The organism is Bradyrhizobium sp. R2.2-H, from assembly GCF_004346455.1.
GTDB lineage: Bacteria > Pseudomonadota > Alphaproteobacteria > Rhizobiales > Xanthobacteraceae > Bradyrhizobium > Bradyrhizobium diversitatis.
Genome location: NZ_SMBR01000005.1, coordinates 270,134 through 283,381 on the forward strand (window position 1 = coordinate 270,134; position 13,248 = coordinate 283,381).

General features: G+C 64.6%; 15 protein-coding genes. 11 read left to right on the forward strand and 4 right to left on the reverse strand.

The window, feature by feature from the left end; all coding sequences use genetic code 11:
* The first annotated feature begins 39 nt into the window (after positions 1–39).
* Positions 40–696, forward strand: coding sequence for a glutathione S-transferase family protein (locus EDE08_RS15350; protein ID WP_131869647.1), 657 nt, complete (start codon positions 40–42; stop codon positions 694–696).
* A 279-nt stretch (positions 697–975) separates the two neighbouring features.
* Here EDE08_RS15350 and EDE08_RS15355 read toward each other — a convergent pair whose 3' ends face one another.
* Positions 976–1,200, reverse strand: a complete 225-nt coding sequence (locus EDE08_RS15355; protein WP_024339451.1) for a hypothetical protein — start codon at positions 1,198–1,200, stop codon at positions 976–978.
* A gap of 184 nt (positions 1,201–1,384) precedes the next feature.
* On the opposite strand from EDE08_RS15355, the gene EDE08_RS15360 reads away from it, so the two are divergent.
* On the forward strand, positions 1,385–1,741 hold the full coding sequence (locus tag EDE08_RS15360; RefSeq protein WP_131869648.1) for a hypothetical protein: 357 nt from the start codon (positions 1,385–1,387) through the stop codon (positions 1,739–1,741).
* A 9-nt stretch (positions 1,742–1,750) separates the two neighbouring features.
* Here EDE08_RS15360 and EDE08_RS15365 read toward each other — a convergent pair whose 3' ends face one another.
* A complete protein-coding gene (locus EDE08_RS15365; protein ID WP_131869649.1) occupies positions 1,751–2,854 on the reverse strand; it encodes a mandelate racemase/muconate lactonizing enzyme family protein in 1,104 nt (367 codons plus the stop codon).
* Here EDE08_RS15365 and EDE08_RS38460 point away from each other — a divergent pair.
* The 6 genes from EDE08_RS38460 to EDE08_RS15390 all read left to right on the forward strand — a co-directional run bounded on the left by EDE08_RS38460 (position 2,853) and on the right by EDE08_RS15390 (position 8,243).
* Positions 2,853–3,014 carry a hypothetical protein gene (locus tag EDE08_RS38460; RefSeq protein ID WP_165935944.1) on the forward strand — a complete coding sequence of 54 codons (162 nt, stop codon included), beginning with the start codon at positions 2,853–2,855 and terminating at the stop codon, positions 3,012–3,014. The two genes, EDE08_RS15365 and EDE08_RS38460, sit on opposite strands and share 2 nt — an antisense overlap.
* A gap of 12 nt (positions 3,015–3,026) precedes the next feature.
* Positions 3,027–3,872 carry an AraC family transcriptional regulator gene (locus EDE08_RS15370; protein WP_131869650.1) on the forward strand — a complete coding sequence of 282 codons (846 nt, stop codon included), beginning with the start codon at positions 3,027–3,029 and terminating at the stop codon, positions 3,870–3,872.
* A 244-nt stretch (positions 3,873–4,116) separates the two neighbouring features.
* A complete protein-coding gene (locus tag EDE08_RS15375; protein ID WP_131869651.1) occupies positions 4,117–5,043 on the forward strand; it encodes an SMP-30/gluconolactonase/LRE family protein in 927 nt (308 codons plus the stop codon).
* A gap of 160 nt (positions 5,044–5,203) precedes the next feature.
* A complete protein-coding gene (locus tag EDE08_RS15380) occupies positions 5,204–5,797 on the forward strand; it encodes a GNAT family N-acetyltransferase (RefSeq protein WP_131869652.1) in 594 nt (197 codons plus the stop codon).
* Positions 5,798–6,019: 222 nt separating this feature from the next.
* A complete protein-coding gene (locus EDE08_RS15385) occupies positions 6,020–7,666 on the forward strand; it encodes a GMC family oxidoreductase (RefSeq protein WP_131869653.1) in 1,647 nt (548 codons plus the stop codon).
* A gap of 130 nt (positions 7,667–7,796) precedes the next feature.
* Positions 7,797–8,243, forward strand: a complete 447-nt coding sequence (locus EDE08_RS15390) for a hypothetical protein (protein ID WP_131869654.1) — start codon at positions 7,797–7,799, stop codon at positions 8,241–8,243.
* Between the two features lie 810 nt (positions 8,244–9,053).
* On the opposite strand, the gene EDE08_RS15400 is transcribed toward EDE08_RS15390, so the two are convergent.
* Both EDE08_RS15400 and EDE08_RS15405 read right to left on the reverse strand, forming a co-directional pair.
* Positions 9,054–9,896 carry an AAA family ATPase gene (locus tag EDE08_RS15400; RefSeq protein ID WP_061027206.1) on the reverse strand — a complete coding sequence of 281 codons (843 nt, stop codon included), beginning with the start codon at positions 9,894–9,896 and terminating at the stop codon, positions 9,054–9,056.
* Between the two features lie 106 nt (positions 9,897–10,002).
* A complete protein-coding gene (locus tag EDE08_RS15405; protein ID WP_131869655.1) occupies positions 10,003–10,248 on the reverse strand; it encodes a GlsB/YeaQ/YmgE family stress response membrane protein in 246 nt (81 codons plus the stop codon).
* Positions 10,249–10,513: 265 nt separating this feature from the next.
* Here EDE08_RS15405 and EDE08_RS15410 point away from each other — a divergent pair, with 265 nt between their 5' ends.
* The 3 genes from EDE08_RS15410 (at position 10,514) to sseA (ending at position 13,226) form a co-directional block, all read left to right on the forward strand.
* Positions 10,514–11,689, forward strand: a complete 1,176-nt coding sequence (locus EDE08_RS15410; protein ID WP_131869656.1) for a vWA domain-containing protein — start codon at positions 10,514–10,516, stop codon at positions 11,687–11,689.
* A gap of 129 nt (positions 11,690–11,818) precedes the next feature.
* Positions 11,819–12,232, forward strand: a complete 414-nt coding sequence (locus tag EDE08_RS15415) for a rhodanese-like domain-containing protein (protein WP_028179894.1) — start codon at positions 11,819–11,821, stop codon at positions 12,230–12,232.
* Between the two features lie 139 nt (positions 12,233–12,371).
* Positions 12,372–13,226, forward strand: a complete 855-nt coding sequence (sseA, locus tag EDE08_RS15425) for a 3-mercaptopyruvate sulfurtransferase (RefSeq protein ID WP_131869658.1) — start codon at positions 12,372–12,374, stop codon at positions 13,224–13,226.
* Positions 13,227–13,248 lie beyond the last annotated feature (22 nt).

Genomic DNA, 13,248 nt, shown 5'->3' on the forward strand with positions numbered 1-13,248 from the left:
GAGCGGGCCGGGCTGAAGTCGGACCAAGGAAGAGGCCACATGGCGAAGGCGACACTGACCATCAGCAGCAAGAACTACTCGTCCTGGTCGCTGCGTGGCTGGCTGCTGACGAAATTCTCCGGGCTCGATTTCGAGGAGATCGTCACCGCCCCGGACGATGCGTCGGCACGCGCCGAGATTTTGCTGCTGTCGTCGTCGATCCTGGTGCCGTGCCTGCGGCACGAGGGCGCCGTGGTCTGGGATACGCTGGCGATCGCCGAATATCTCGCCGAGGTGATGCCGGACGCCGGCCTGCTGCCGGCCGACCGCATCCAGCGCGCCCATTGCCGCTCGATCTCAGGCGAAATCCATTCCGGCTTCACCACGCTGCGCGCCTCGCTGCCGGTCAACCTGAAGGGACACTTTCCCGGCTTCAAGATCTGGTCGCGGGCGCAGGCCGACATCGACCGCGTCTCCTTCATCTGGCGCGACTGCCTGGAGAAATCGGGCGGCCCCTTCCTGTTCGGCGCGCGGCGCACCATGGCGGATGCGATGTACGCCCCGGTGGTGACGCGCTTTGTGACCTATGACGTCAAGCTCGAGCCGCGCCTGAAGGCCTATGCCGATACCATCATGGCCATGCCGGAGATGCAGGAATGGATCGCTGCGGCGCGGGAGGAGCCAGCCGAGATCGAGGAGCTCGAGGTCGAATATTAGGCAGGTGTTGCGCCGTCCTGCCTGTTTCGGGGGCGGCGCCCTCGCGCGGCGGCCCCACAGCGATGCCTTTGCCGCGATTAACCTTTGGCGCCGGTGACAGGCCGGGCCCATCCCGCGTGCTGCGCAGATATTGTGCGCGCCCGCACAGCCATGTCGACATCTAGCCGTGAACAGCTGCGTACACGGCCTTCCGGCTGATTCGGACGTGATTCGTTCGGGCCGCGTTCCGAAGGTTAAGGCGGAGCGCGGCGCCGTCGCATTTTGAAACAGAAACCGCTCTCAGGCGGCCCCGCGCTGCTTCACGCGCGGCAGGCGCCAGCCGATGACGGTTGCTTCGACCGCGATGCCGGCCTCGTGGTTCTGCCAGCGTCCCTCGACGTAGCGGCAGGCGAACGGCAGTTGATATGTTCCGCTGTGATCCTCGCAGAGCACTTCGAGTGGCAGGCCCGGCGGTGGTTCTCCGGCTCCGTCGAACTCCGCCAAACGTCTGTCGCGCGTTGCCATTCCAAAAATCTCCCCTAAACAAAGCCGCGGAAAGAGTGCCCACTTCTTCCGCGTGCGGATCATCGTTCCCCATCCCTGGGAACAGACGCAAGCTCAACGCGAGAATGCGGTACGAGTGTGGTAGCGTCACGCTGCGGCGCGCAAACGGCGCACATTGCCGTGATCGATCGGACGAGGAACCTGCATGCTGCTTCGAAACACCGGCATTTGTTTCGCGATGTTGCTGCTCGCAGCGCTGGCGCCGCTGCCGCTCCGCGCGCAGGACGTGCCCGGGATCGAGATCTGCACCGTCGAGAAGACCATGGAGCGGCGCACCAGCTGCCTGCAGAGCAATGTCGATTTCCTGCAGAAGACGATCGCCAAGCTCGCCCGTGATCATCAGCAGAAGCTGGATGCCGCCAATCGCCAGATCGAAGCGCTGAAGTCGAGCCTCGCCGGCTTGCAGAAGACGCTCGGCGAGGTTCAGGCCGCGCAGGCGAAGACCGCCGAGGATCTGAAGAAGAAGCAGGATGCGCCGCCGCCCAAGGACGCCGCGAAATAAGCGCGCCGTTCACGCGATGCGATAGCGCTCCATCACGGCACGATCGGGGTCGTAGCCGAGCCCGGGGCCTGAGGGCACCGCGACATGGCCGGTGGCATCGACATCGGCGCGTCCGCCCCAGAGGCAGGCCTCGCGCTTGAGATAGAACATCTCGACCAGCCCGTCGTCGCGCGTTGCGAGCAGATGCAGCGTCGCCAGCAGGCCGGGGCCGAAGTAAGGGGAGTGTGGGACGATCTTGACGCCGAGCCGATCGGCCAGCGTCGCGACCTTCAGGAATTCCGTGATGCCGCCGACCTTGATGACCGAGGGCTGGGCGTGGCTGACCGCGCCCGCTTTGATCATCTGGCGGAATTGATATTCGGTGCAGGCATTCTCGCCGGCGGCAACGCCGAGCCCGCCCTTGCTGCGGACGTCGGCGAGCGTGGCGAAGTCTTCCGGCGGCCAGACCGGCTCCTCCAGGAACATCGGCTGCGCCTCCCGGCATGTTTTCGCAAACGCGATCGCCTGTTCGCCAGTCAACGGACAGTTCATGTCGACCATCAGCGGAATGGCTGGCCCGATCGCCTCGCGCGCGGCGAACACTGCAGGGGCCGTGGTCTCGTGCAGCTTGATCGCGGCATAGCCGAGCGCGAGCGCCTTCCTGCATTCGGCGGCGATGTTGTCGGGCGAGCCGATCCGCAGGAGGCTCGCGTAAGCCGGAATGGCCGTGCGCCTGATCTCGCCCAGCAGGCGATGCACCGGCACGCCTTTGATCTTCGCAGCCAGGTCCCACAATGCGATATCGAGCCCGGAGATCGCGAACATGGTGATGCCGTAGCGGCCGAACAGATGCAGATTGCGCTGGATCTGTTCCATCACCGCGGGAATGCCGGCAGCATCGGGCACCTTCAGCCCGCGGGCCTGCGGCGCGATCATCTCCTCGACGGCGCTGCGCGTGGTGCGCGGGCAGACATAGGCGAAGGCATCGCCCCAGCCGGTCAGCCCGGAATCGGTCGTGACCTCGACGAGGACCATGTCGAGCGCGGAAATCGCGGAAGCACCCTGGCGGAAGCTTGCGACACCGGCGTCATAGGGGATGCGGATATGGTGCGCCCGCACATCGGTGATTTCCATGACCCGGTTCCTCTTTCTCGTGAGCGGTTTCGACGAGTGTAGCCATGAACAGCAGGGCGTTGCCAGCGACGATTGCCGGGCTATCCTGATGCGAAGGACAGCAATGCCGATCAAGCAGGGCGGCAGAGACCGGAGCATCATCGCCGCGCTTCGAACGTGAGCCTGAACCGTCATGAATCCAGCCCAGCGCGCGCTCTGGTATATCGAGAGCCATCTGGCCGAGCCGATGACACTCGACGAGATCGCGGCGATCTCAGGCGTGTCGCGGTTCCACATCGTGCGTGCGTTTGCCGCAGCCACCGGTCTGCCGGTGATGCGGTACGTGCGTGCGCGCCGGCTGACGGAGGCGGCGCGCAGTCTGGCAAAGGGCGCACCCGACATCCTGTCGCTGGCGCTGGAGGCGGACTACGGCTCCCACGAAGCCTTCACCCGCGCGTTCCGCGACCATTTCGGCACCACGCCCGAAGCGGTGAGGGCGGCAACGTGCGTCGGCCAGCTCAAGCTTCAGGAGGCGATCCTCATGGATTCCACGATGCTCGATACACTCGCCCCGCCGCGTTTCGAGACCGCAAAGACCTTCCTCGTCGCCGGCTCCGCCGAGCGCATCTCCTGCGACAACGGCGCCATGATCCCCGGTCTTTGGCAACGCTTCCATCAGGAGATCGCCGACATTCCCGCGCGGGTCGGCCAAGGAAAAATCCAAGTCGCCTACGGCGTCTGCTGCAACGGCGATGACGCCGGAAATTTCGACTATATCGCCGGGATCGAGGTCGCCGATTTCTCCGACCTGCCGCGCCGCTTCGGCCGCGTCCGCATTCCCGAGCAGCGCTATGCCGTGTTCACGCATACCGAGCACGTCGCTTCGATCCGGCGCACCGTGAACACGATCTGGAATCAGTGGCTGCCGGCATCCGGTCTCAAAGCCGCGGACGCGCCGAACTTCGAGCGCTACGACGAGACGTTCGATCCTGCAACCGGCAATGGCGGTTTCGAGATCTGGTTGCCGGTGAGGGAATAGCATGATCCGGAGCCGAAGGGCCGCGTCAGCGCAAAGTGCGCAGCGGTTTTCCGGAAGGATCATGCTCGGACGAGGACGCAAGGCGCGATGACCTTCATCGCGCTTTGCAGTGCAACGCTGGCATACCGTCCGGCTTGCTTGGCAAGGCTTGGCGACTTTGTCATAACCGCAGGCAAATCTTGCCTGCGGAGCCCGTGCCGGACATCCCGTGCAAGCCATAACAAGCAGCCGGGAGGGTTCTCACATGTCCAACATCCGCGTTCTCGCCACCGACCTCGAATTTCCCGAAGGCCCCGTGGTGATGCCCGACGGCTCGGTGGTGCTGGTGGAGATCCGCGGCCAGCGCCTGACGCGCGTCTATCCTGACGGCCGCAAGGAGATCGTCGCCAAGATTCCGGGCGGTCCGAACGGCGCCGCGCTCGGCCCCGACGGCAAGATGTACATCTGCAACAATGGCGGCTTCTCCTGGATCCCGACCCGCAACATGATCATGCCGGGTCCGCAGCCCGACGATTATCTCGGCGGCGCGATCCAGCGCGTCGATCTGCGGTCCGGCAAGGTCGAGACCGTCGTGACCAAGTGCGGCGCGCACGATCTGCGCGGGCCGAACGATCTCGTCTTCGACAGGCAGGGCGGCCTCTGGTTCTCCGATCTCGGCAAGCGCCGCGCGCGCGAGATGGACGTCGGCGGCATGTATTACCTCAAGCCCGGCATGAGCGAGATCGTGGAGGTCGTGCACGGAATCCTGCCGGCCAACGGCATCGGGCTGTCGCCGGACGAGAACACCGTCTACATCGCGGAGACGCCGACCGGCCGGCTCTGGGCCTATGAACTCTCGGCGCCCGGCACGCTCAAGCCGCGCGACGTGATCTACCGCGGCGAGCGGGGAAAGCCGATCTGCGGCCTCGGCGGCTACCAGATGTTCGATTCGCTCGCGGTGGAGGGAGGCGGCAATGTCTGCGTCGCCACCCTCGTCTCCGGCTGCATCTCGGTGATCGCGCCCGACGGCACCCTGGTCGAGCAGGTCCCGACCGGCGACCGCGTCACCACCAACATCGCCTTCGGCGGCCCCGAGCTGAAGACCGCCTATATCACGCTGTCCGGCAAGGGCGAACTGATCGCCATGGACTGGCCGCGCGGCGGTTTGCCGTTGAACTTTTTGAACAAGTGAATGTATCTGGACAAAGCCGTGCCAATACATCCGTCGTCATTCCGGGATGCGTGCGCCAGCACGCAGGCCCGGAATCCATAACCCCAGACGGTGGTTATGGATTCCGGGCTCGCGACTTCGTCGCGCCCCGGAATGACGACAGTCATTATGGAGTAAGAAAATGCCCTGGCCCGATCCCGTCACCCTGCGTGGACAGCACGCCCATCTCGAGCCGCTGTCGCACGATCACCGCGAAGGGTTGGTCGCGGCCGTCAAGGATGGCGAACTCTTCAAGCTCTGGTACACGGCGGTCCCCACGGCCGAGGGCATGGCGAAGGAGATCGACCGCCGCCTGGGGCTGCAGGCCAGCGGCTCAATGCTGCCGTTCACCGTGTTCGATGCCGGCGGCAGGATCGTCGGCATGACCACCTACATGAACATCGACGCCGGCAACCGCCGCGTCGAGATCGGCTCGACCTGGTACGCAAAGGGCGCGCAGCGCGGCCCGCTCAACACGCAGTGCAAGCTGCTCTTGCTGCGCCACGCCTTCGAGACGCTGGACTGCATCGCGGTCGAGTTCCGCACCCATTTCTTCAACCACCAGAGCCGCCGCGCCATCGAGCGCCTGGGCGCCAAGCAGGACGGCATCCTGCGCAGCCACCAGATCGCGCCGAACGGCACCTTGCGCGACACCGTGGTCTACAGCATCACCGCCGCCGAATGGCCGACGGTGCAGGCGCATCTCGAATTCCAGCTCAACGACAAGCCGCGTTAGGGATCATGTGTGCTTTTCGTAACGATGTCGCCGCGGGCTCGATCACCTCTCCCATAGGGAGAGGTCGGCGCGTAGCGCCGGGTGAGGGGACCGGTCTCTCGTGGGACTTGAGCCCCTCACCCGATTTGCTGCGCAAATCGACCTCTCCCTATGGGAGAGGTGTCGGAATCCGCGGCTGCAATTCACTCAATATCGAGACATGCTAGGGGCGGCCGAGGGACCATGGATAGATTTGATTATGTGATCGTCGGCGCGGGCTCCGCCGGTTGCGTGCTCGCCAGCCGGCTCAGCGAAGATCCGAATGTCAGCGTCTGCGTGCTCGAGGCGGGCCCGAGGGACTGGCATCCCTACATCCATCTGCCGGCGGGCTTCATCAAGACCTTCCACATGAAGAGCATCAACTGGGCCTATCAGCAGGAGCCGGGGCCCTGGACCGGTGGGCGCAGCATCTACGCGCCGCGCGGCAAGACGCTCGGCGGCTCGTCCTCCATCAACGGCCACATCTACAATCGCGGCCAGCGCATGGATTTCGACACCTGGGCCCAGATGGGCAATCGCGGCTGGGGCTATGCCGACGTGCTGCCTTACTTCCGGCGGCTGGAGAAGCGGGTCGGCGAGGGCGAGGCGCTCTATCGCGGCCGGGAGGGCAGTCTCACGGTCACCACCATGGACTGGCGCGATCCGCTCTGCGAGGCCTTCATGGAGGGCGCGGTCTCGCTCGGCATTCCCCGCAACCCCGACTACAACGGCAAGACCCAGGAAGGCGTCTCCTACTGCCAGCGCACCATCAACAACGGCCTGCGCGTCTCCGCCGCGACCGCGTTCCTCAAGCCGGCGATGAAGCGGCCGAACGTGCATGTCCATACCCATGCGCACGCCACCGAGATCATCTTTGAAGGCAAGCGCGCCGTCGGCGTGCGCTACATGAAGGGCGGCCGCGGCGGGCATCCCGTCGAGGTGCGCGCCAACAAGGAGGTGATCCTCTCCGGCGGCAGCTATAATTCGCCGCAGCTGTTGCAGCTCTCCGGCATCGGCTCGCCGGATCTGCTGCAGCAGCACGGCATCGCCGTGCGTCACGCGCTTCCGGTCGGCGAGGGCCTGCAGGACCATTACGCCCCGCGCACGGTGGCGCGGGTCAAGGACATCAAGACCATCAACGAGCTCCGCCGCGGCCTCTCGCTCTGGATCGAGGCGCTGAAATGGGCGACCGCGCGCCGCGGCCTGCTGTCGCTGTCGCCGACCATGGTCTACTGCTTCTGGCACTCCGGCGAGAGCGCGGAGAGCTCGGATCTCCAGCTCACCTTCACGCCGGCGAGCTACAAGGAAGGCGTGCAGGGCCAGCTCGAGGACGAGCCCGGCATGACGGTCGCATCCTGGCAGCAGCGCCCGGAGAGCCGCGGCTACGTCCGCATCCGCTCGGCTGATCCATTCGCGCCGCCGATCATCCAGACCAACTATCTCGATGCCGAGCTCGACCGCCGCGTCGTCGTCGGCGGCATGAAGCTCGCGCGCAAGCTCCTGAAGTCCGCGCCGCTGTCGCCCTACTACGCCTACGAGGATTTCCCCGGCCCCAACGTCAACACCGACGACGAGTTCCTGCACGCCGCCACCGAGCGCGGCACCACCACCTTCCACCCCGGCTGCACCTGTCGCATGGGCCCGGCGGATTCGACCTGGGCGGTCGTCGACGACCAGCTCCGCGTCCACGGCCTCGAAGGCCTCCGCGTGATCGACGCCTCGGTGATGCCGCGCATGATCTCGGCGAACCTCAACGCCTCCACCATGATGATCGCCGACCGCGCCTCGGACCTCATCCGCGGCAAACAGCCGATGGAAGCCGCGCGCATCCCGGACGCTGCGGTGGCGTGAGGCACGAACTTGTAGGGTGGGCGGCCGCGCAAAAGCGCGGCCGTTTGCGTAACCCACCAAGTCTACCAGTGCTGAAACAAAAGAGGTGGGTTACGCTGTCGCTAATCCATCCTACGAGCTGTTGCTGAACATGAGCACGTATGACGACGAGATCCGGCAGGCTCTAAGAACCGATTTTGACGGCGGCAGCTTGATTGAGGCCGGAGACGCGAGCGATGTCTTCCGTTTGCTTGAGAGCACATATCCCACGTGCGGTTCGAAGATCGATTGGACACGCGTATCCGATGCCATCGAATGCGCTGACAATGAGGGATTTGATCGATCGAAGAAGTTTGTCGAGTTCTTCGATGAGATCTGCAATCGCCTCGGATTGAAGGGGACGGTTCTCTATGTTGGCGACAGCGGCACTGATTTCGCCCTCGCTGCATCCGTGGAGACGATGAGGCGCGTACTTCCCGTCCTCCTTGAGGTTCCCCAGCATCACTATCTCGTCGGTCCGAATGCGCGGTGGTGCTTTTGTTTGACCATGGAAGGGTATATCGATTTTGGCCGTAGCGCACGGCCTGCGCTGAGTTAGCCCGTCGGGCAAAACACCCCGCCACCCCGTCAACCCCTCCGTGCGAAAATATTCCACTTTACCGAAATTCGGAATTGCGGCATAGATCGAAACAGCCCGGCCCGACGGAGAGGGGCGGTTCGCGAGTCGTTCGAAACGCGGGCCGGGTTGCGGTGGACGCGGCAGCGTCGGCACGAGATGGCGCGGGCAGGGCGGGTAGTCCCTGTGAGCCCGAGGCTTCGTGCGGACGAGCGGCGCTGAAGTCCGGCGAAGCCTCTTTGGCGAAGCCGGATGAGCTGCGTACGGCAAAACCGTGTGGTTCTGGCCGTCGTTGCTACGGTCAAGCTGTCCGCGAAGATGCGCGCGAGCCCAACCGGGCAGACGGCATCGCCAATTCGCGGGGCGAGGGAGGCCAGAAGGAACTCGGCTCCCGGGAGAGCACGGCATAAGCCGTCCGACCATCGCGCAGGGAAGGCCGAGTGTTCGGCGACACCTGTATGCTGCTGTGCGGTTTTCTGCGTGTGCTTTTTGCGCAGCAGACCGCGGGTGCCCGTCGGCACCCGGTCTTCCCTGCGCCCTTTTCTTTGAGGGCAGGCAATGAAGCAAAGCTCGGGCGAGATGCGCCGCGAGGCTGCGAAGCTGTGACTGTATCTACACAATCGCCGTCATCGCCCGCCTAGTGCGCAATTGCGCACAGGGGCGGGCGATCCAGTATTCCAGAGGCTGTTGTGATTGAGCCGACAGGCTGCGGCGTACTGGATTCCCCGCCTTCGCGGGGAATGACACCGGTGATGGGAGCGATAGCGGACGCTATCGCAAGCAAGTTCGCGCCTACACTTCCCTCCGGCTCAGGAACGCCAGCCGCTCGAACAGGTGCACGTCCTGCTCGTTCTTGAGCAGCGCGCCGTGCAGCGGCGGGATCAGTTTTCGCGGGTCCCTTTCCCGCAACTGCTCGACGCTCATGTCCTCGTTGAGCAGCAGCTTGAGCCAGTCCAGAAGCTCCGAGGTAGAGGGCTTCTTCTTCAGGCCGGGCACCTCGCGTACCTCGAAGAAGATGCGCAGCGCTTCCTCGACGAGGCGCTTCTTGATGCCGGGGAAGTGGACGTCGACGATGCGGCCCATCGTGTCGGCATCGGGGAACTTGATGTAGTGGAAGAAGCAGCGGCGCAGGAACGCGTCCGGCAGCTCCTTCTCGTTGTTGGAGGTGATCATCATGATCGGGCGCTGCTTGGCCTTGATCGTCTCGCCGGTCTCGTAGACATGGAATTCCATGCGGTCGAGCTCGAGCAGCAGGTCGTTGGGAAATTCGATGTCCGCCTTGTCGATCTCGTCGATCAGGAGCACCGGGCGCTGCTCGGCCGTGAAGGCTTCCCACAGCTTGCCGCGCTTGATGTAGTTCTTGATGTCGGAGACCCTGCTGTCGCCGAGCTGGCTGTCGCGCAGGCGCGAGACCGCATCGTATTCGTAGAGGCCCTGCTGCGCCTTGGTGGTGGACTTGATGTGCCAGGTCAAAAGCGGTGCGTTCAGCGCCTTCGCCACTTCTTCCGCCAGCACCGTCTTGCCGGTGCCAGGCTCGCCCTTCACCAGGAGCGGGCGCTCGAGCACGATCGAGGCATTGACGGCGACCTTGAGATCGTCGGTCGCAACATAGTCCTTGGTGCCGGTAAATTTCATCGCGCGTCCTTGTTGGTCGTCGTCGTGAGGCAATGCCAATTTCGTTGCCTTGGTCACGACAAGCGAACGGCCGCGCATGGCGGCCGTTCCTGGTTCGGTCAGGCTTTCAGACCCGTTTTATCAGCGAAAGGATGACCAGCACAATCACCGCGCCGATCGTGGCGTCCACGATGGCACCTAACGTGCCGGTGGCGAGCTGGATGTGCAGCTGGGGCAGCACCCAGCCCGCAACCAGTGCGCCGATGATGCCGACGACGATGTTGCCGACCAGCCCAAATCCCGCCCCGTGGACAATCTTGCCCGCGAGCCAGCCTGCGATCGCGCCAATGATGAGCGCTGCGAGAATTCCCATTGCAAACGTCCCCAAAACAACCCCGTGAGAAGGGCAATTCTAGAGCAAAAAGGCCTCGGGTCCACGTTGAATTGGTCCGCCGACGCGCGTGGTTCACCTCTCCCCAGCGGGGAGAGGTCGGTTCGCGTCAGCGATCCGGGTGAGGGGCCGCCGGTCCCACGAGGACGCGAAACCCCTCACCCGGCACTGCGTGCCGACCTCTCCCTCTGGGAGAGGTGGAGCTCCGCCCCTTGACGTTCGTCCCCCGACGGGCAATCTGTCAGCCATGTTCCTGCAATTCTTCACCTCTCTGCGCGACGCGCAGGTCCCCGTGACGCTGCGCGAATACCTCACGCTGATGGAGGCGCTCGACGCTGACCTCGCGGACTACACGGTCGAGAATTTCTATTATCTGTCCCGTGCCTCCCTGGTGAAGGACGAGCGCAACCTCGACAAGTTCGACCGCGTCTTCGGCACGGTGTTCAAGGGGCTGGAAAGCCTGCTCGAGGCCATGGACAAGGCGGAGATCCCCGAGGAGTGGCTGAAGAAGCTCGCCGAGAAGTACCTGACGGAGGAAGAGAAGAAGCAGATCGAGGCCATGGGCTGGGACAAGCTCATGGAGACCCTGAAGAAGCGCCTCGAGGAGCAGAAGGGACGGCACCAGGGCGGCTCGAAGTGGATCGGCACCGCCGGCATCTCGCCGTTCGGCGCCCATGGCTACAATCCCGAGGGCGTGCGCATCGGCCAGGAGAAGAACCGCAACAACCGCGCCGTGAAGGTGTGGGACAAGCGCGAATTCAAGGATCTCGACGGCAATGTCGAGCTCGGCATCCGCAACATCAAGGTGGCGCTGCGACGCCTGCGCAAGTTCGCGCGCACCGGCGCGCCCGACGAGCTCGATCTCGACACCACCATCCGCGAGACCGCCAATCACGGCTATCTCGACGTGCACATGCGCCCCGAACGGCGCAATGCGGTGAAGCTGCTGGTGTTCTTCGACATCGGCGGCTCGATGGACGCGCATATCGAGCAGGTCGAGGAGCTGTTCTCGGCGGCGAAGAGCGAGTTCAAGCACATGGAGTATTTCTACTTCCACAACTGCCTCTATGAAGGCGTGTGGAAGCAGAACAAGCGCCGCTTCACCGACCGCACGCCGACCTGGGACGTGCTGCACAAATACCCGCACGACTACAAGGTCGTGTTCGTCGGCGACGCCTCGATGTCGCCTTACGAGATCATGGTGCCCGGCGGCTCCGTCGAGCACGTCAACGAGGAGCCGGGCTCGGTCTGGCTCGACCGTATCATCCGCACCTATCCGCACACCGTGTGGCTGAACCCGGTGCAGCAGAAGCACTGGGACTATTCGGAATCCACCACCATCATCAAGCGCATCTTCGCCAACCGGATGTATCCGATCACGATCGAGGGGCTGGAGAACGCGATGAAGGAATTGACGCACTGATGGTTGCTGTCATTCCGGGGCGCGACGAAGTCGCGAACCCGGAATCCATCGGGCCGCAGCGCATGTAGAGGAATGGATTCCGGGCTCGCGCTGCGCGCGCCCCGGAATGACAACAAGAGGGAGACATATATGCCCCAGACCATCACCCGCGGCATCAAGGCGCTGATCGACGAGGCCAATGCCGAGATCGAGACTCTCACCGCCAAGGACGCCATCGAGATCTCCAAGAACGGCGATGTCGTCATCGTCGATATCCGCGACCCCCGCGAGATCGAGCGCGACGGCCGCATTCCCGGCGCGTTCGCCTGCACGCGCGGCATGCTGGAATTCTGGATCGACCCGCAGAGCCCGTACGCCAAGCCGATCTTCCAGGAGGACAAGAAATTCGTGTTCCACTGCGCCGGCGGCCTGCGCTCCGCGCTTGCCGCCAAGACCGCGCAGGACATGGGCCTCAAGCCCGTCGCCCACATCGCCGGCGGCTACGCCGCCTGGCGCGACGCCGGCGGTCCCACGGAGAAGTGGGAGCCGAAGAAGAAGGGGTGAGGGGGCACACCTCCCTCGCCTCACATACTCCGTCGTGCCCGGGCTTGACCCGGGCATCCACGTCTTCGCCACAGGACAGAACGTGGATGGCCGGGACAGGCCCGGCCATGACGACCGAGACAATTGCCGGAGCATGCCAATGACCGCCACCGACCCCCTCGTCTCCACCGAATGGCTCGCCGCGCACATCGGCGATTCCAACGTCAAGATCCTCGACGCCAGCTTCAAGCTGCCGGGCGTCTTGCCGCTGCCGAAGGACGACTATCTCGCCGCGCATCTGCCGGGCGCCGCGTTCTTCGACGTCGATGCGGTGTCGGATCATTCCAACCCGCTGCCGCACATGTTTCCGAGCGCCGAGCAGTTCGGCCGCGACGTCGGCGATCTCGGCATCGCAAACAGCGACACTGTCGTGCTCTACGATGCCGGCGGCTGGGTCGCCGCGCCGCGCGCGTGGTGGATGTTCCTGTCCTACGGCCACGGCAATGTGCGCATCCTCAATGGCGGCCTGAAGAAGTGGCGTGCCGAGGGCCGCCCCGTGGAGAGTGGCGAGGTCAAGCCGAAGCCTGCGACGTTCAAGGCCAGCTATGATTCAAACCGCGTGCGCAGCATGCAGCAGCTGATCGCCAATGTCGAAAGCCGCAAGGAGCAGGTGATCGATGCGCGCGCCGCCGACCGTTTCGAAGGCCGCGCGCCCGAGCCGCGGCCGGGCATCCGCTCCGGGCACATCCCCGGCGCGCGCAACGTGCCCTACAATCTGCTGTTCGACGCCGCGACCGGCGAGATGAAGCCGCTGGAGGAGCTGCGCGCTGCCTTCACCGGCGCCGGCGTCGAGCTGGACGCGCCGATCGTCACGAGCTGCGGCTCCGGCGTCTCCGCCGGCGTGCTGACGCTCGCGCTCTATCGCCTGGGGATCACCGACACCGCGCTCTATGACGGCTCCTGGTCGGAATGGGGCCAGGCCGGCGGCCCGGCCATCGCAACCGGTCCGGCGTAGCCTCGCTATTTCCACATCGTCA